The organism is Pseudomonas sp. MCal1 (assembly GCF_026341415.1).
Lineage (GTDB): Bacteria > Pseudomonadota > Gammaproteobacteria > Pseudomonadales > Pseudomonadaceae > Aquipseudomonas.
Genome location: NZ_JAKUMP010000024.1, coordinates 23,972 through 40,068, shown reverse-complemented (window position 1 = coordinate 40,068; position 16,097 = coordinate 23,972). Strand labels below are relative to the sequence as shown.

The window sequence follows — 16,097 nt, the reverse complement described above, 5'->3', positions numbered from 1 at the left end:
ACGACAGCGGTCGCCGATCCAACCAGTCCAGGTAAATGGCGCACAATGACTTCTAAAAACAATCCGGCCACTGCGGTATCCGATCTGACTCTGAGCCCTGCGGCGAACAGCCCTGCCCCAATGAAGCCATTGCCACCTTCGCGTCCGCTGGGCACCCAGCAATACCTGTATTTCACCGAAACCAATACCGACCGCATCCTCGACAATCTCGATGGCCTGCGTGACCTGGTGTTCCCGCGCCCGCCGCATCTGGAAGGCGACAACGAACAGCACAACGACCAGGAATTCCCCTCGGTGTGCCTGATCGGCCTCGGTCGCTGCGGCTCCAACATCGCCCTCGACGTGGCGGAGCTGGTGTACAACGCGCGCAAGTTCTACCTCAACGAATTCAACAACGAAGATCGTCCTTCGAGCGAGCGTCGCCTGGCCGACAAAGGCTACAGCCCGGCCCAGTGGATCAAGACCAACCTGCGAATCGGCCCGAACAAGGGCAGCAAACCGGTGTTTCTGGTGGAACCGCTGGTGATGCTCGGCGACCTCGACAAGGACATTGCCGGGCGCATCCGTTTCTCGCGCAAGGGCGAAAAAAGCGGTTTCCTGCGCGATTACAGCAAGATGAAGATCATGGACTTGTCGGAAGTCCACGCCGGTGGCGCCGGTAACGCGCCGATCCTCGGCCAGTATCTGGCGAAGATCATCCTCAACAAGGACACCCAGCGCTTCTCCAGCCCTGACTGGAAAATGATCCACTCGTACCTGATCGACAGCTGCGGGATCAAGGCCAACCAGTCGCGCCTGTATTTCTCGATCTTCAGTGCCGGCGGCGGTACCGGTTCGGGCATGGCCTCGGAATTCGGCCTAGCCCAGCAGCACTCGTACATGAACAAGACGTTCGACACCAAGCCGATGGACGAGCATGACGGCAAGAGCGGTCATTCGTTCGTGTTCGAACCGATCTTCACCAGCGGCATCTGCGTACTGCCGAACATTTCCGACCACCGCAGCGAAATGTCCGAGGCGCTGCACATCAACGCCGGTCGCCTGCTGTGCAAATACCTGTCGGAAGAATGGGATTTCTCGTACAACTTCGCCAACGAAGACAGCAGCGAAGCCAGCGTCATGGGCCGTATCCGCCCATGGAACGCGATGATGCTGATCTCCAACGACATCATGCGTTACGCCGAAGAGAGCGATGACGGCAACATCCAGAACATTGATGTCAATGCGATGGAGAAACACGCCAACCAATATATCTCGCAGCAGATCTTCAACATTCTGACGGCCCAGGCGGTTACGACCGACTACGACCAGAACTATTTCCGTCGCGCCGGCATCGACATCGGCGAGACCATTCGCCTGGATGCCAACGACCTGTTCATGAGCCTGGCCGGCCCGGTGGCGATTGCCTACGCCGAGTCCGTGGTGCCGGAAACGCCGCCGCCGAGCAGCGACAAATTCAAGGTGTTCGACAAAGAGCCGCAGCGCCTGAACATCGACGACCTGTTCTTCCGCTCGATCGACCTGCCGCACTTCAACAAAGTGACCCAGGCCATCGAAGGCATCAGCCTGTTGCCGATCGAGTCCAAGCGCTATCGCGCGTCGCTGGAGCAGTACAAGAATTCCGGCTACGACGCGGCCGCGCTGCACGACCTGCACTTCTTCAAGAACTGCTCGTCGGTGGTCTCGATCGTTTCGCTGCCAAAAGACTACAAGCTGTCGTACATGGACCTGAACCGGTTGAAGACCCACCTCAACAGCCTGTTCCCCAACACCACGCTCAAGCGCTACGCGCTGGTGATCGGCGCCTCGGCCAACCTGTCGCTGACCACCCTGATCGCCAAGAGCCCGTGCCTGTCGGACGACTTCCTGACGCTGATCGTGGCGTTCATCAAGCGTTGCTTCGCCAAGACCCCGTACCGTTTCGACGACACCCTGGACAATTCGATCCTCGATTTCATCATCAGCGAAGCATTCGACGAAGACCGCATCGACGACCTGCTGAACGAGTTCGAGAACCCGGCGAAAATCCTGGATACCAACTGGTATGCGATCAAGCCGATGTACGAGAAGAAGTACCGCGAGCTGATCAACGACAAAGAGAAGTTTGTCTCGATCAACGACATTCGCCTGTCGCGCGATTGCGTGAAGAAGTCGATCAAGTACCTGCGCGAGATCTACCGTCACCGGATCGGCAAGACCAAGGTTATTTCCCTCAATAACCATACTGGCAAGTCTTACTCGGTCTGATCGAAGACCGGGTCGCCCCCATCGCTGGCAAGCCAGCTCCCACAGTTTTCGTGGTGTCCACAATATTGTGTTCACTCGGCCCCTGTGGGAGCTGCGGTGCGACGACTCGACTTGCCAGCGATGAGGCCCCGAAATTCCCTGGAAATTTCAGTCTTTCCAACATCCCGAAACAATTAAGCAGCCGTTAGGCTGCTTACTGAACTGTGCCCGTTACGTTTACGTCACCGTTATGCCACCCACGCTTGTGGCATTTCTCTACGGCAACGTGCCATCACGCTACTCGGCTACACACTTTTTCCCGGCAGTGACACGCACCACAAAAGGGCATCGATTCAGCGCGACGCCCTTTCCTGGATCAGAATCCACGGTCGCACCACAACCGACCACAACTCGGGATCGCGCTCAAGAATGTCTTGCGCCCGCGGCGCAGAGAGCTTGGCGACCTTATCTTCGCCCAGCCAGGCAGCCACTTTCGCGCTCTGATTCGATGCCATTGCCTCTGCTACGGCGATCAAATCCAGCTCGGCGCTGACCCATAACAGGTCACCCTTGGCAAAGAAGGGCTCCAGCTCCTTCCACGTAATAGTTGCGGTTTCACCAAGCAGCTTGGCATAGAGGGTGCTAGGTTCTTGATTCATGGGACTGTCCGGAAAAGAAATCGGCGCGAATGATAACGTCGGTGGTCCGGCAGAAAAACCCGGTTGCAAAAGGCCGTACCGAATGAAAAGAGCAGGAACGCCAGGGAATGCTGATGATTGGGCATAAACCCTCTGAACGCCCAGCCGCAATTCTGTCTTTTTCTTTCATTTAAGCGACACCCTCAGGTTTTGCCCCCTGGCGCCAGCTTCCCAGGCCAACAACCGGCGCTCTACACTGTACCGGTACAGTTGCCGGGGGCTTTTCCGGAGGGTATCGCCCAGATATCTGTCCCGGTTCTGCTGCTACGGCGTCAGGACTCTAAAAAATACAACAGTAAGAGTGGAGCACTATGACTAAGGCTACTAAGCAGATTTCCAAACTGTTTGCCGCTATGGTTCTGGCCGGGGTTGCCAGCCATTCGTTCGCGGCTGACACCATCAAGATCGGTATCGCCGGCCCCAAAACCGGTCCAGTAGCCCAGTACGGCGACATGCAGTTCAGTGGCGCGAAAATGGCCATCGAACAGATCAACGCCAAAGGCGGCGTCGACGGCAAGAAGCTCGAAGCCGTTGAATACGATGACGCTTGCGATCCTAAACAAGCGGTAGCGGTTGCGAACAAGGTCGTCAACGACGGCGTCAAGTTCGTGGTCGGTCACCTGTGCTCCAGCTCCACTCAGCCTGCTTCGGATATCTACGAAGACGAAGGCGTGATCATGATCACCCCGGCTGCCACCAGCCCGGACATCACCAACCGTGGTTACAAAATGGTCTTCCGCACCATCGGTCTGGACAGCGCCCAGGGCCCTGCCGCCGGTAACTACATTGCCGATCACGTGAAGCCGAAAATCGTCGGCGTGCTGCACGACAAGCAGCAGTACGGTGAAGGCATCGCCACCGCCGTCAAATCCACCCTCGAGAAGAAAGGCACCAAGGTTGCCGTGTTCGAAGGCGTCAACGCCGGCGACAAGGACTTCTCCGCGATCATCGCCAAACTCAAGCAAGCCAACGTCGACTTCGTCTACTACGGCGGCTACCACCCGGAGCTGGGCCTGATCTTGCGTCAAGCCCAGGAAAAAGGCCTGAAAGCCAAGTTCATGGGTCCGGAAGGCGTGGGTAACGACTCGATCACCCAGATCGCCAAGGACGCGTCCGAAGGCCTGCTGGTGACCCTGCCGAAATCCTTCGACCAGGATCCGGCCAACGTGGCCCTGGCCGATGCATTCAAGGCCAAGAAAGAAGACCCGAGCGGTCCGTTCGTGTTCCCGTCCTACTCGGCAGTTGAAGTGATTGTCGGCGGTATCGCTGCGGCCAAGTCCGAAGACCCTGCCAAAGTGGCTGAAGCCATCCATGCCGGTACTTTCAAGACCCCGACCGGCGATCTGAGCTTCGACGCCAAGGGCGACCTGAAGGACTTCAAATTCGTGGTTTACGAGTGGCACAACGGCAAACCTAAAACCGAAGTGTCGCCTCAGTAAGGCGCTGCCTGACTGACTGCCAATAAAGCCCACGGCGTGCCGTGGGCTTTGTTTTACGAATGTATTGGGCCGCGCTGGCGTGATCCGCCAGTCTCCCCACCTGAAAATCTCAAAACCGTCATCAGCGGTTCGCTGGCAAAACCCGGATTCGAAGTGGATAAAGATCCACGGGACCGGGCGGGAAAATGACTCCACCAGTGAAATGCGTATCAGGTTTTTAGGAGCGCTGTAATGCCTGACATCTATCACTTCTTCCAACAGCTGGTTAACGGCTTGAACGTTGGCAGCATGTATGCCCTGATCGCCATCGGCTACACGATGGTCTACGGCATCATTGGAATGATCAACTTCGCCCACGGCGAGGTGTACATGATCGGTTCCTACGTGGCGTTCATCGCCATCGCCGGGCTGACCATGATGGGACTCGAAAGCGTCCCGCTGTTGATGACCGTGGCTTTCATCGCCAGCATCGTCGTCACCAGCTCCTACGGTTACAGCATCGAACGCATTGCCTACCGCCCGTTGCGCGGCAGCAACCGTCTGATCCCGCTGATTTCCGCGATCGGTATGTCGATCTTCCTGCAGAACACGGTTCTGCTGGCGCAAGACTCCAAGGACAAAGCTATCCCCAACCTGATTCCGGGCAATTTTGCCTTCGGCCCAGGTGGCGCACATGAAGTGCTGATTTCCTACATGCAAATCGTGGTGTTCGTGGTGACCCTGATCGCCATGCTCGGCCTCACGCTGTTCATCTCCCGCTCTCGCCTGGGCCGCGCCTGCCGCGCCTGCGCCGAAGACATCAAGATGGCCAACCTGCTGGGCATCAACACCAACAACATCATCGCCCTGACCTTCGTCATCGGTGCTGCGCTGGCGGCCGTCGCGGCCGTGCTGCTGAGCATGCAATACGGCGTGATCAACCCGAACGCCGGTTTCCTCGTCGGCCTCAAGGCCTTCACCGCTGCGGTACTGGGCGGGATCGGCAGCATCCCCGGCGCCATGCTCGGCGGGCTGGTGCTCGGGGTGGCGGAAGCCTTTGGCGCCGATATCTTCGGCGACCAGTACAAGGACGTCGTGGCTTTCGGCTTGTTGGTTCTGGTGCTGTTGTTCCGTCCGACCGGCATTCTGGGCCGTCCGGAGGTTGAGAAAGTATGAACAGGAATCTTAAACAGGCGCTGTTCAGCGCCTTGCTGGTCTGGGCCGTGGCCTATCCGGTACTGGGTCTGAAACTGACCATCGTCGGCATCAACCTGGAAGTGCACAACACCAGCCCGGCCATTCTGGCGACCATCGCCATCTGCTCGGTGCTGATGTTCCTGCGGGTGCTGTTCAACCAGCAGATCAGCAAGGCGTGGCGTTCGTCGCCTGGCATGCCGCTGATCCCGGCCAAGGCCAGCAACTTCCTGACCCTGCCGACCACCCAGCGCTACTTCATCATCGCGCTGATCATCGGTGCGCTGGTGTGGCCGTTCTTTGGCTCCCGTGGCGCGGTGGACATCGCGACGCTGATCCTGATCTACGTGATGCTCGGCCTGGGCCTGAACATCGTGGTCGGTCTGGCCGGTCTGCTCGACCTGGGTTACGTCGGCTTCTACGCCGTCGGCGCCTACAGCTACGCGCTGCTGTCGCACTACTATGGCCTGAGCTTCTGGATCTGCCTGCCGATTGCCGGCCTGATGGCGGCGACGTTCGGCTTCCTGCTCGGTTTCCCGGTATTGCGTCTGCGCGGCGACTATCTGGCGATCGTGACCCTGGGTTTCGGGGAAATCATCCGCCTGTTCCTGCGTAACCTGACCGACATCACCGGCGGCCCGAACGGCATCAGCAACATCGAGAAACCGACGTTCTTCGGCCTGACCTTCGAACGCAAGGCCGCGGAAGGCCTGCAAACCTTCCACGAGTACTTCGGCCTGGAATACAACTCGATCAACAAGGTGATCTTCCTCTACCTGGTTGCCCTGCTGCTGGCGCTGGCGGCGCTGTTCATCATCAACCGCCTGCTGCGCATGCCGATCGGCCGTGCGTGGGAAGCACTGCGTGAAGATGAGATTGCCTGCCGTGCGCTGGGTCTCAACCCGACCGTGATCAAGCTGTCGGCGTTCACCCTGGGCGCGAGCTTCGCCGGTTTTGCCGGCAGCTTCTTCGCCGCCCGTCAGGGTCTGGTGACGCCGGAATCGTTCACCTTCATCGAGTCGGCGATCATCCTCGCCATCGTGGTGCTGGGTGGCATGGGCTCGCAGCTGGGCGTGATTCTCGCGGCTGTGGTGATGATCCTGCTGCCGGAAATGATGCGTGAGTTCAGTGAGTACCGCATGTTGATGTTCGGCGCCCTGATGGTGCTGATGATGATCTGGCGACCTCAAGGTCTGCTGCCCATGCAACGTCCTCACATGGAGCTGCGCAAATGAGCCGCGAGATCCTGAAAGTCGAAAATCTGAGCATGCGCTTCGGCGGCCTGCTGGCGGTCAACGGCGTGGCCCTGACCGTGAAGGAAAAACAGGTGGTGGCACTGATCGGGCCGAACGGCGCCGGCAAGACCACCGTGTTCAACTGCCTGACCGGTTTCTACCAGCCGTCGGGCGGCAGCATCCTGCTGGACGGCGAGCCGATCCAGGGCCTGCCGGGCCACAAGATCGCCCTCAAAGGCGTGGTGCGCACGTTCCAGAACGTGCGGTTGTTCAAGGACATGACGGCGGTCGAGAACCTGTTGATCGCCCAGCACCGTCATCTGAACACCAACTTCCTGTCCGGCCTGTTCAAGACCCCGGCGTTTCGCAAGAGCGAGCGCGAGGCCATGGAGTTCGCCGAGTACTGGCTGGAAAAGGTCAACCTGAAAGAGTTCGCCAACCGCCCCGCCGGCACCCTGGCCTACGGTCAGCAGCGTCGCCTGGAAATCGCCCGCTGCATGATGACCCGTCCGCGGATTCTCATGCTCGACGAACCGGCCGCCGGCCTGAACCCGAAGGAAACCGAAGACCTCAAGGCGCTGATCAGCGTGCTGCGTGAAGAGCACAATGTGACCGTGCTGCTGATCGAACACGACATGAAACTGGTCATGAGCATTTCCGACCACATCGTCGTGATCAATCAGGGCACGCCTCTGGCCGACGGCACGCCCGAACAGATCCGCGACAATCCTGAAGTGATCAAAGCCTACCTGGGGGAAGCGTAAATGCTGCAGTTCGAAAACGTTTCCACCTTCTACGGCAAGATCCAGGCCCTGCACAGCGTCAACGTCGAAGTCCGCCAGGGCGAGATCGTGACCCTGATCGGCGCCAACGGTGCCGGCAAGTCCACGCTGCTGATGACGCTGTGCGGTTCGCCGCAGGCCCACAGTGGCAGCATCCGCTACATGGGTGAGGAACTGGTCGGCCAGGACTCGTCGCAGATCATGCGCAAAAGCATCGCCGTGGTGCCGGAAGGCCGTCGGGTGTTTGCCCGCCTGACTGTCGAAGAAAACCTGTCCATGGGCGGATTCTTCACCGACAAGGGCGACTATCAGGAACAGATGGACAAGGTTCTCGGACTTTTCCCACGCCTGAAAGAACGCTTCAACCAGCGTGGCGGCACCATGTCCGGCGGCGAACAGCAAATGCTCGCCATCGGCCGCGCGCTGATGAGCAAGCCGAAACTGCTCCTGCTCGACGAGCCGTCGCTGGGCCTGGCACCGATCATCATCCAGCAGATCTTCGACATCATCGAACAGCTGCGCAAGGATGGTGTGACGGTATTCCTGGTCGAGCAGAACGCCAACCAGGCACTGAAAATCGCTGACCGCGCCTACGTGCTGGAGAACGGCCGGGTGGTCATGCAAGGCACCGGTGAAGCGCTGCTGACCGACCCGAAAGTACGCGAGGCGTACCTCGGCGGTTGATGGATCGCAGCAAACAGAAAACGGCCTTCGGGCCGTTTTCTGTTTGTGCCGGAAAAAAACTTTTACCGATCGCTGTAACGCATCGCCAAGTCGTTTCTCTAGTGGGGCAAGCAAGCGCATTCGCTTGTTCAATCCAAGTAAAAGACCGGAGAAACATCATGACTGCTACCACCCGCACCCTGTCCGCCACCGCCCTGGTTCTGGCCCTCGGTTCTGCCCTGAGCATGGCCGCCGTTTCGACCGCTCAGGCCGCCGACAACAGCAACATGGAAAAATGCTTCGGCGTGGCCATGAAAGGTCATAACGACTGCGCCGCCGGCGCCGGCACCACCTGCGCAGGCACAGCGAAAATGGATTACCAGGCCAACGCCTGGAAATTCGTACCGAAAGGCACCTGCACCACCACCGAAAGCAAGACCTCGCCGACCGGTTTCGGCCAGATGGAAGCCTTCAAGGCCAAGTCCTGATCCACGGCCTGCCCGAGTGACGAACATGATCACCTCCTGCGACCATGCCTCCCCCCGCACTCGGGCAGCCCTCACCGGGCTCCCGCCCCGCGCCGGGCTGGGGCTCAAGACCGGGCACTTTCGTGAAGTGCTCGGTTCTCTTCCGGACATCGGATTCTTCGAGGTCCACGCCGAAAACTACATGGTGGCCGGCGGCCCGTTCCATCATTTTCTGGGTTTGATCCGCGAGGCGTATCCGCTGTCGCTGCACGGTGTCGGGCTGTCTATCGGTACCGAAGGCGCGCTGGATGTCCAGCACCTCAAACGCCTGGCGGCACTGATCGAGCGCTATCAACCCCAATCCTTTTCCGAACACCTGGCCTGGTCCAGCCATGGCCCGGTGTTTCTCAATGATTTGCTTCCTCTGGCGTATGACACACCGACGCTGAACCGCGTCTGTGACCACATCGACCAGGTGCAGAACACCCTCAAACGCCCGATGCTCCTGGAAAACCCGGCAACCTATCTGGCGTTCGAGCGCTCGACCATCGACGAAGCGGATTTCATCCGTGAAGTCGTCCGGCGCAGTGGCTGCGGCCTGTTACTGGACGTGAACAACGTCTACGTCTCGTGCATCAACCATCAACGTGATCCCTTGGCCTATCTCGACGCACTACCTCTGCGCGCAGTGGGCGAGATTCATCTGGCGGGGTTTGCTGAAGACTCCGACAGCCACGGTGATCGTTTGCTGATCGACGATCACGGCGCGCCAATCGATCAAGCCGTCTGGTCGTTGTACCGGCAAGCGCTGGAACGCGTCGGCCCGGTGGCGACGCTGATCGAACGGGACAATCAGGTGCCGGCCTTTAACGTGCTGTTGGCAGAAGCGCAGCAGGCCGATGCGCTGTTGCTGGGTGCGGGAGCTCGGCCATGAGTAATCAAACCGCGTTCAGCGCTGCGTTGCTCGATACCGGGCTGCCCTGCCCCGACGGTTTGTGCAGCACCAACGGCGCCGATCCTGCCAGCCGTTTCGCGGTCTACCGCAACAACGTGCAGGGTTCGCTGATCAACGCACTGGCCGACAGCTATCCCGTGGTGATGCAGTTGGTGGGTGACGAATTCTTCCAGGCCATGGCCGGCGTTTTCGTGCAAAGCCATCCGCCACACAGTCCGTTGATGAGCGACTACGGCAGTGAGCTGGCGGACTTCATCAGCAGATTCGAACCTGCCGCGAGCGTCCCCTATCTGGCCGACGTCGCGCGGCTGGAACGCTTGCGCACGCTGGCTTATCACGCGGCCGATGCTTTGCCTTTGAGTCAGGAGCGGATCGCCGCCGTGTTTGCAGATGCCGATGCGCTGAATGAACTGCGCATCGGCCTGCACCCTTCGCTGCATCTGCTCGATTCAAGCTTCGCCGTAGTGAACATCTGGGCCGCGCATCAGCACGACGCCACACTGGCCGGGATCGATCCTCTTCACGCCCAACACGCGTTGATTCTGCGCAACGGACTGGAGGTCGAGGTGTTCGCCGTGGATCGCGGCGCCGGCCAGTTCATTCGCCACCTCAAGGCCGGCCTGTCACTCACGCAGGCGCTGGAGTCCGCCGAAGCCTTCGACCTCAGCCAGACCCTCGCCCTGCTGATCAACCGCCAAGTCATCACTCATTTCTATCCAAAGGTGTCGTCATGAACTGTCTCGTTGCGCGCGCCATCGCGCTGCTGGAAAAAATCCCACACAGCCTGATCGCCTTCATCGCGCGTTTTTCCATCGCGGCGGTGTTCTGGAAATCCGGACAGACCAAGGTCGAGGGCCTGGCCATCGACCTGATCGACGGAACATTCCAGATTGGCTGGCCGCATCTGGCGGACTCGACGATTCCGCTGTTCCAGAGCGAATACCACGTGCCGTTGCTGTCGCCGGACATCGCCGCGCACATGGCGGCGTTTGCCGAGCACTTCTTCCCGATGCTGATCCTGATCGGCTTCGCCACACGGTTTTCAGCGCTGGCCTTGCTGGGCATGACGCTGGTCATCGAGCTATTCGTCTACCCCGACGCCTACCCGACTCACGGCACCTGGGCAGCGGTTCTGCTGTACCTGATGGCCACCGGGCCGGGCAAAGTGTCGATCGATCACCTGATCGCCAGGCACTACAACCGGTCCAGCGCTTCGCCGCTGAGTTTGAACCAGCCGATCAGGTAATCCGCCAGCACCTGAGTCCGTTTCGGTAATCCTCCCTGATAAGGGTGCACCAGGTACATCGGCATGCGACGGGTCTGAAAATCGCGAAGGAGCCAGCGCAATCGGCCGTCAGCCAATTCCGCCTGCAACAGATAGGACGGCAGGCGAGCGATCCCGGCGCCGGCCAGTGCGGCTTTCTTCAACAGGTTGTAGTGATTGCTGGCGAACGGTCCCGACACCCGCACCCGCAGCAGTTCGTGTTGCTGGTGATAAAGCCATTCCTCGCGACCGCTGTAATGACTGTTGAGCAGGCAACGGTGTTCGGCCAGTGCCTGCGGCGTCAGTGGTTCGCCAAAACGTTCCAGATAGGCGGGGCTGGCGCAGGTCATTTCCTGCCAGGCCAGCAGCGGCCTGGCCACCAGTCGCTCGTCATTGGCGACCTCGGTGCGAATCGCCAGATCGAAGCCGTCGCGGGACAGGTCGCGGTAGCTGTTGTTCAGCTCCAGTTCGATCTGCACTTCGGGGTATTTCTGCGAGAAGTCCAACAGCAAACCGTCGAAGAACGTTTCTCCCAGCGACACCGGAACCGTCATACGCACCGGGCCAGCCATGTCGTCCTTCAATCGCGCCAATGCCTGACGCGCTCGCTCTACCTGGACTACCAGCGCCTGTGCCTGTGGCAACAACGCCGCACCGGCCGCGGTCAGGCTCAGCCGACGCGTCGTACGTTGCAGCAACACCACGGAAAAACGCGCCTCCAGCTGACTGATACGCTTGGACAGCTGCCCCTTGCTGCACCCCAATTGCTGCGCCGCCAGGGTAAAACTGCCGGCCTCGATCAACACCGCGAACGCCGCCAGATCATCCATCTCGCTCATGGATTGTTTCCGTTTGAAAACCAAAGGTTGCCCATTAGTGCGCTTATCCGCAGAAAAAACCACTCTAGACTGAAACCTCGTTCAATCACTTGAGGCAATCACGATGAAAATTCTGTTGATCGGCGCCGGCGGCACCATCGGTTCGGCGGTGGACAAAGAGCTGTCGCAGCGTCATGAAGTCATTCGTATCGGCCGCAACAGCGGCGATTTCCAGGTGGATATCAGCGACAGCGCATCGATTCGCAAATTGTTCGAACAGACCGGCAAGTTCGACGCGCTGGTGTGTGCCGCCGGCAACGTAACCTTCGCCCCGCTGGGTGAAATGACCGAAGACAGCTTCGCCCTCGGCCTGAAAGACAAGTTGATGGGCCAGGTCAATCTGCTGTTGATCGGCCGCGAATTCGCCAACGACGGCGCATCCTTCACCTTCACCACCGGCGTGCTCAGCCACGATCCGATCCGCAGCGGCGCGTCGGCGGCACTGGTCAACGGCGCGCTCGACAGTTTCGTCCGCGCAGCGGCCATCGAGCTGCCACGCGGTCTGCGCGTCAACTCGATCAGCCCGACCGTGCTGGTGGAAGCCATGGGCAGTTACGCCCCGTACTTCCGTGGCTACAAGCCGGTTCCTGCGGCGGATGTGGCATTGGCCTACGCCAAAAGTGTCGAAGGCTTGCAGACAGGTCAGACATTTCACGTGGGCTAAACCCTTGTGATGAACGGTCAGCCTGCGTAACGTGGCGACACTTGTCTGGAGAGCCAAAGATGCGTGTTGCCCGTTCCCTGATCGTTGTTGCCCTGCTCCCGTTGTTTGCCGCGTGCCAGTTGTTCGATGGTGCGCGGGAAAGTGCCTCCCACGTCGGCCAGACGCGGATGCAGGGACAACTGACCGCTGCCGACGGCAAACTGGTTTTCCAGGCGTGCGGCGAGCAGCGCCAGTACGTGGTCAATGACATCGGCGGCACCAGCATCCTGCAAGAGGCCGCCACCTTGGCCGATCAACAGGGCAAGTTGTTCGCAGACGTGCGCGGAAAGATCGCCGGCGACCGCCTCGACCTGACGCAGCTCTATCGCGTCGAACGTTCCGGCACTGCCTGTGACGACCCCAACTTCAAACAGCTGATCCTGCGCGCCGCCGGCCATGGTCCGGAATGGAACGTCAAGGTCAGCGGCAAGGGCCTGGTCATCGACCGCGAAGGCCAGCCACCACTCGCCGTGCCCTACGTCGAAGAGCAACTGGGCGACGGTCGTTTCAACCTCAGCAGCGAAGCCAACAACCAGCGCATCGAGTTGTGGGTAGCGCCGCAGCGCTGCGTCGACAGCAACACCGGCAGCGTGCAGCACATGAGCGCCGAGTTGCGTATCGACGGCATGGTACAGCGCGGTTGCGGGTATTTCGGCGGTTCACGTAACGACTGATCGTTTTACCCTCACGAGATCCGGCCGTTGCGGCTTATAATCGCCGCCTTCAAACGCCCTGGCGCAGTTGTGCGCCCCGCGAACCGGATCCTGTCATGTTACGAATCACCGAACTCAAGCTGCCGATCGACCATCCCGACGAAGACCTGCGCGCTGCCATCGTGCAACGCCTGGGCATCGCCAGCGATGACCTGCTCGATTTCACCTTGTTCAAGCGCAGCTACGATGCGCGCAAAAAGTCCTCCGAACTGTGCTTCATCTACACCATCGACCTCGAAGTGCGCGACGAGGCCAAAGTGCTGGGCAAGTTCGCCGACGACCGTAACGTCAACATGGCGCCGGATGTCAGCTACAAATTCGTCGGCCAGGCGCCAAGCGACCTGAGCCAGCGCCCGATCGTGGTCGGGTTCGGCCCGTGCGGGATCTTCGCCGGCCTGTTGCTGGCGCAGATGGGCTTCAAGCCGATCATCCTCGAGCGCGGCACCGAAGTGCGCCAGCGCACCAAGGACACCTGGGGCCTGTGGCGTAAAAGCGTGCTCAACCCCGAGTCCAACGTGCAGTTCGGCGAAGGCGGCGCGGGCACGTTCTCCGACGGCAAGCTGTACAGCCAGATCAAGGATCCGAAATTCCTCGGCCGCAAGGTTCTGCATGAATTCGTGAAGGCCGGCGCGCCGGAAGAAATTCTTTACGTCAGCAAGCCGCACATCGGTACGTTCCGTCTGACCGGCATGGTCGAGACCATGCGTGAAGAAATCCGCGCTCTGGGCGGTGAAGTACGCTTCCAGGAGCGTGTCACCGACGTGCTGATCGAGGACGGCCAACTGGTCGGCGTCGAACTGGCCAGCGGCGAGATCCTGCATTCGAAACACGTGATTCTGGCGCTGGGCCACAGTGCCCGCGACACTTTCCGCATGCTCCACAGCCGTGGTGTGTTCATGGAAGCCAAGCCGTTCTCGGTGGGTTTCCGCATCGAGCACCCGCAATCGCTGATCGACCGCGCGCGACTGGGCAAATACGCCGGTCACCCGAAACTCGGCGCTGCCGACTACAAACTGGTGCACCACGCCAAAAACGGCCGTTCGGTCTACAGCTTCTGCATGTGCCCGGGCGGCACGGTGGTGGCGGCGACTTCCGAGCCGAACCGCGTAGTCACCAACGGCATGAGCCAGTACTCGCGTAACGAGCGTAACGCCAACTCCGGCATCGTTGTCGGCATCACCCCGGAAGTCGATTATCCGGGCGGCCCGCTGGCCGGGATCGAGTTGCAGGAACGTCTGGAATCCCACGCTTTCATCCTCGGCGGCAGCGACTACAAGGCGCCGGCGCAATTGGTCGGCGACTTCATCAATGGCATTCCTTCGACCGAGTTGGGCGAAGTCGAGCCGTCATACAAACCGGGCGTCGCTCTGGGCGATCTGGCCCTGGCGCTGCCGGAATTTGCCATCGAAGCCATTCGTGAAGCATTGCCGGCGTTCGAGAAACAGATTCGCGGTTATTCACTGCACGATGCGGTGCTGACGGGAATCGAGACCCGCACCTCGTCACCGCTGCGCATCACGCGTAACGAGGCGCTGCAGAGCATGAACGTCAAAGGTCTGTTCCCGGCCGGCGAAGGCGCGGGTTATGCGGGCGGGATTCTGTCGGCGGGTGTGGACGGGATTCGGATTGCGGAAGCCGTGGCACGAGACATCCTGGGCCTCGAAGCCTGATAAACATGCTTTGAAGTGACACAACCCCTGTGGGAGCGAGCTTGCTCCCACAGAGGTATTCGGCGTCAGATATTGGCGCGTAATACGCTGGCCGGCAGCGCCTCACCCCGTTCGGCACTCGCCGCCACGACCGCTATCAATCCCTCCAGCTCATAGCCCTGCGCCTTGAGCCACGCCTGATCGTAATAGGTGTCCGCGTAGCGCTCGCCGCCATCGCACAGGATCGCCACGATCGACCCCGACTCCCCCGCCGCTTTCATCTGCTGCGCCGCCATCAACGCACCGATCAGGTTGGTCCCGCTCGACCCGCCCACATGCCGGCCCAGACGCTGCGCCAGGTAATGCATGGCCGCCAGCGACAAGGCGTCCGGCACCTTGACCATCGCGTCGATCACCTTCGGCAGGAACGACGCTTCTACCCGTGGCCGGCCGATACCTTCGATCCGCGAACCGTGATCCAGCCGCAAACTCGCGTCGCCGGTCTGGTAGTAGTCGAAGAACACCGAACGCTCGGCGTCGGCGCAGAGCACACGGGTGCAGTGCTGGCGATAACGCACGTAACGGCCGAGGGTCGCGGTGGTGCCGCCAGTGCCGGGGCTGGAAATCAACCAGGTGGGGCACGGGTGTTGCTCGTAGCGCATCTGCTGGAAGATCGACTCGGCGATGTTGTTGTTCGCCCGCCAGTCCGTGGCGCGCTCGGCGTAGGTGAACTGGTCGATGAAATGACCGTCGTGCTCGCGGGCCAGGCGTTCGGACTCGGCGTATATCTGCGTCGGGTCTTGCACCAGATGACTCTGGCCACCGTAGAACGCAATCTGCGCGATCTTTTCCCTGGACGTGGTCGCCGGCATCACCGCAATGAACGGCAGGCCGAGCATCCGCGCGAAGTACGCTTCGGAAATCGCCGTCGAACCGCTGGACGCCTCGATCACCGGCGCGCCGGGTTTCAGCCAGCCGTTACACAAGGCGTAGAGAAACAGCGAACGGGCCAGCCGATGCTTGAGGCTACCGGTCGGGTGGCTGGATTCATCCTTGAAGTACAACTCGATGCCCGCGAACCCCGGCAGCGGCAAGGGGATCAGGTGAGTGTCGGCGCTGCGCTGGAAGTCCGCTTCGATGATCCGGATGGCTTCGCGGGCCCACTGTCGGTTGTCACTCATGGCTGTCGTTCTCATTGAATCGGGCAGAAGTGCCTTCACAGGCTCAGCCCCCAAGCTTAGGAAAAAACCTA

The 16,097-nt window shown here is 60.3% G+C and carries 16 protein-coding genes; 13 read left to right on the top strand and 3 right to left on the bottom strand.

Annotated features, from left to right (window positions below; translation table 11 throughout):
• The first annotated feature begins 45 nt into the window (after window positions 1-45).
• On the top strand, window positions 46-2,247 hold the full coding sequence (locus tag MKZ87_RS28195) for a hypothetical protein (protein WP_085697440.1): 2,202 nt from the start codon (window positions 46-48) through the stop codon (window positions 2,245-2,247).
• A gap of 332 nt (window positions 2,248-2,579) precedes the next feature.
• Here MKZ87_RS28195 and MKZ87_RS28190 read toward each other — a convergent pair whose 3' ends face one another.
• Window positions 2,580-2,885, bottom strand: coding sequence for a DUF2288 domain-containing protein (locus MKZ87_RS28190; RefSeq protein WP_085697439.1), 306 nt, complete (start codon window positions 2,883-2,885; stop codon window positions 2,580-2,582).
• Between the two features lie 350 nt (window positions 2,886-3,235).
• Between MKZ87_RS28190 and MKZ87_RS28185 the strand changes: the two genes are divergently transcribed.
• The 9 genes from MKZ87_RS28185 to MKZ87_RS28145 all read left to right on the top strand — a co-directional run bounded on the left by MKZ87_RS28185 (window position 3,236) and on the right by MKZ87_RS28145 (window position 10,884).
• Window positions 3,236-4,363, top strand: coding sequence for a branched-chain amino acid ABC transporter substrate-binding protein (locus tag MKZ87_RS28185; protein WP_064382946.1), 1,128 nt, complete (start codon window positions 3,236-3,238; stop codon window positions 4,361-4,363).
• Between the two features lie 231 nt (window positions 4,364-4,594).
• Window positions 4,595-5,518: a high-affinity branched-chain amino acid ABC transporter permease LivH gene (livH, locus tag MKZ87_RS28180; RefSeq protein ID WP_007959165.1), complete on the top strand. Its 924-nt coding sequence runs from the start codon at window positions 4,595-4,597 to the stop codon at window positions 5,516-5,518.
• Window positions 5,515-6,771: a high-affinity branched-chain amino acid ABC transporter permease LivM gene (locus tag MKZ87_RS28175; protein WP_085697438.1), complete on the top strand. Its 1,257-nt coding sequence runs from the start codon at window positions 5,515-5,517 to the stop codon at window positions 6,769-6,771. Before livH ends, MKZ87_RS28175 begins: the two co-directional genes overlap by 4 nt.
• Window positions 6,768-7,535, top strand: a complete 768-nt coding sequence (livG, locus tag MKZ87_RS28170; RefSeq protein ID WP_085697437.1) for a high-affinity branched-chain amino acid ABC transporter ATP-binding protein LivG — start codon at window positions 6,768-6,770, stop codon at window positions 7,533-7,535. Before MKZ87_RS28175 ends, livG begins: the two co-directional genes overlap by 4 nt.
• Window positions 7,536-8,237 (top strand): ABC transporter ATP-binding protein, encoded by a 702-nt coding sequence (locus MKZ87_RS28165; RefSeq protein WP_003222380.1) that lies wholly within the window; start codon window positions 7,536-7,538, stop codon window positions 8,235-8,237.
• Between the two features lie 158 nt (window positions 8,238-8,395).
• Window positions 8,396-8,704, top strand: a complete 309-nt coding sequence (locus MKZ87_RS28160) for a DUF2282 domain-containing protein (RefSeq protein WP_085697436.1) — start codon at window positions 8,396-8,398, stop codon at window positions 8,702-8,704.
• A gap of 25 nt (window positions 8,705-8,729) precedes the next feature.
• Window positions 8,730-9,617 (top strand): DUF692 domain-containing protein, encoded by an 888-nt coding sequence (locus MKZ87_RS28155; RefSeq protein WP_266202200.1) that lies wholly within the window; start codon window positions 8,730-8,732, stop codon window positions 9,615-9,617.
• On the top strand, window positions 9,614-10,372 hold the full coding sequence (locus MKZ87_RS28150; protein WP_266202199.1) for a DNA-binding domain-containing protein: 759 nt from the start codon (window positions 9,614-9,616) through the stop codon (window positions 10,370-10,372). Before MKZ87_RS28155 ends, MKZ87_RS28150 begins: the two co-directional genes overlap by 4 nt.
• On the top strand, window positions 10,369-10,884 hold the full coding sequence (locus tag MKZ87_RS28145; RefSeq protein WP_266202198.1) for a DoxX family protein: 516 nt from the start codon (window positions 10,369-10,371) through the stop codon (window positions 10,882-10,884). Before MKZ87_RS28150 ends, MKZ87_RS28145 begins: the two co-directional genes overlap by 4 nt.
• Here MKZ87_RS28145 and MKZ87_RS28140 read toward each other — a convergent pair.
• The gene (locus tag MKZ87_RS28140; RefSeq protein WP_085683276.1) at window positions 10,833-11,741 is read right to left on the bottom strand and encodes a LysR family transcriptional regulator; all 909 of its coding nucleotides are present in this window, start codon (window positions 11,739-11,741) and stop codon (window positions 10,833-10,835) included. The genes MKZ87_RS28145 and MKZ87_RS28140 overlap by 52 nt on opposite strands.
• 103 nt (window positions 11,742-11,844) lie before the next feature.
• Here MKZ87_RS28140 and MKZ87_RS28135 point away from each other — a divergent pair, with 103 nt between their 5' ends.
• The 3 genes from MKZ87_RS28135 to MKZ87_RS28125 all read left to right on the top strand — a co-directional run bounded on the left by MKZ87_RS28135 (window position 11,845) and on the right by MKZ87_RS28125 (window position 14,866).
• Window positions 11,845-12,444, top strand: coding sequence for a short chain dehydrogenase (locus tag MKZ87_RS28135; protein WP_085702647.1), 600 nt, complete (start codon window positions 11,845-11,847; stop codon window positions 12,442-12,444).
• A 59-nt stretch (window positions 12,445-12,503) separates the two neighbouring features.
• Window positions 12,504-13,157 (top strand): COG3650 family protein, encoded by a 654-nt coding sequence (locus tag MKZ87_RS28130; RefSeq protein WP_085697431.1) that lies wholly within the window; start codon window positions 12,504-12,506, stop codon window positions 13,155-13,157.
• A 95-nt stretch (window positions 13,158-13,252) separates the two neighbouring features.
• Entirely contained in the window at window positions 13,253-14,866 is a 1,614-nt protein-coding gene (locus MKZ87_RS28125) for an NAD(P)/FAD-dependent oxidoreductase (RefSeq protein WP_085697430.1), read from the top strand.
• A gap of 65 nt (window positions 14,867-14,931) precedes the next feature.
• Here the strand turns inward: MKZ87_RS28125 and MKZ87_RS28120 are convergent, their stop codons facing one another.
• On the bottom strand, window positions 14,932-16,026 hold the full coding sequence (locus MKZ87_RS28120; RefSeq protein WP_085697429.1) for a PLP-dependent cysteine synthase family protein: 1,095 nt from the start codon (window positions 16,024-16,026) through the stop codon (window positions 14,932-14,934).
• Window positions 16,027-16,097 lie beyond the last annotated feature (71 nt).

What these genes read in the sequence shown, in the direction of transcription:
- MKZ87_RS28130 (WP_085697431.1), top strand. Translation starts at nt 12,504, where the DNA reads ATGCGTGTTGCCCGTTCCCTGATCGTTGTTGCCCTGCTCCCGTTGTTT.
- MKZ87_RS28190 (WP_085697439.1), bottom strand. Translation starts at nt 2,885, where the DNA reads ATGAATCAAGAACCTAGCACCCTCTATGCCAAGCTGCTTGGTGAAACC.
- MKZ87_RS28165 (WP_003222380.1), top strand. Translation starts at nt 7,536, where the DNA reads ATGCTGCAGTTCGAAAACGTTTCCACCTTCTACGGCAAGATCCAGGCC.
- MKZ87_RS28125 (WP_085697430.1), top strand. Translation starts at nt 13,253, where the DNA reads ATGTTACGAATCACCGAACTCAAGCTGCCGATCGACCATCCCGACGAA.
- MKZ87_RS28175 (WP_085697438.1), top strand. Translation starts at nt 5,515, where the DNA reads ATGAACAGGAATCTTAAACAGGCGCTGTTCAGCGCCTTGCTGGTCTGG.
- MKZ87_RS28160 (WP_085697436.1), top strand. Translation starts at nt 8,396, where the DNA reads ATGACTGCTACCACCCGCACCCTGTCCGCCACCGCCCTGGTTCTGGCC.
- MKZ87_RS28120 (WP_085697429.1), bottom strand. Translation starts at nt 16,026, where the DNA reads ATGAGTGACAACCGACAGTGGGCCCGCGAAGCCATCCGGATCATCGAA.
- MKZ87_RS28155 (WP_266202200.1), top strand. Translation starts at nt 8,730, where the DNA reads ATGATCACCTCCTGCGACCATGCCTCCCCCCGCACTCGGGCAGCCCTC.
- MKZ87_RS28185 (WP_064382946.1), top strand. Translation starts at nt 3,236, where the DNA reads ATGACTAAGGCTACTAAGCAGATTTCCAAACTGTTTGCCGCTATGGTT.
- livG (WP_085697437.1), top strand. Translation starts at nt 6,768, where the DNA reads ATGAGCCGCGAGATCCTGAAAGTCGAAAATCTGAGCATGCGCTTCGGC.
- MKZ87_RS28145 (WP_266202198.1), top strand. Translation starts at nt 10,369, where the DNA reads ATGAACTGTCTCGTTGCGCGCGCCATCGCGCTGCTGGAAAAAATCCCA.
- MKZ87_RS28135 (WP_085702647.1), top strand. Translation starts at nt 11,845, where the DNA reads ATGAAAATTCTGTTGATCGGCGCCGGCGGCACCATCGGTTCGGCGGTG.
- MKZ87_RS28150 (WP_266202199.1), top strand. Translation starts at nt 9,614, where the DNA reads ATGAGTAATCAAACCGCGTTCAGCGCTGCGTTGCTCGATACCGGGCTG.
- MKZ87_RS28195 (WP_085697440.1), top strand. Translation starts at nt 46, where the DNA reads ATGACTTCTAAAAACAATCCGGCCACTGCGGTATCCGATCTGACTCTG.
- livH (WP_007959165.1), top strand. Translation starts at nt 4,595, where the DNA reads ATGCCTGACATCTATCACTTCTTCCAACAGCTGGTTAACGGCTTGAAC.
- MKZ87_RS28140 (WP_085683276.1), bottom strand. Translation starts at nt 11,741, where the DNA reads ATGAGCGAGATGGATGATCTGGCGGCGTTCGCGGTGTTGATCGAGGCC.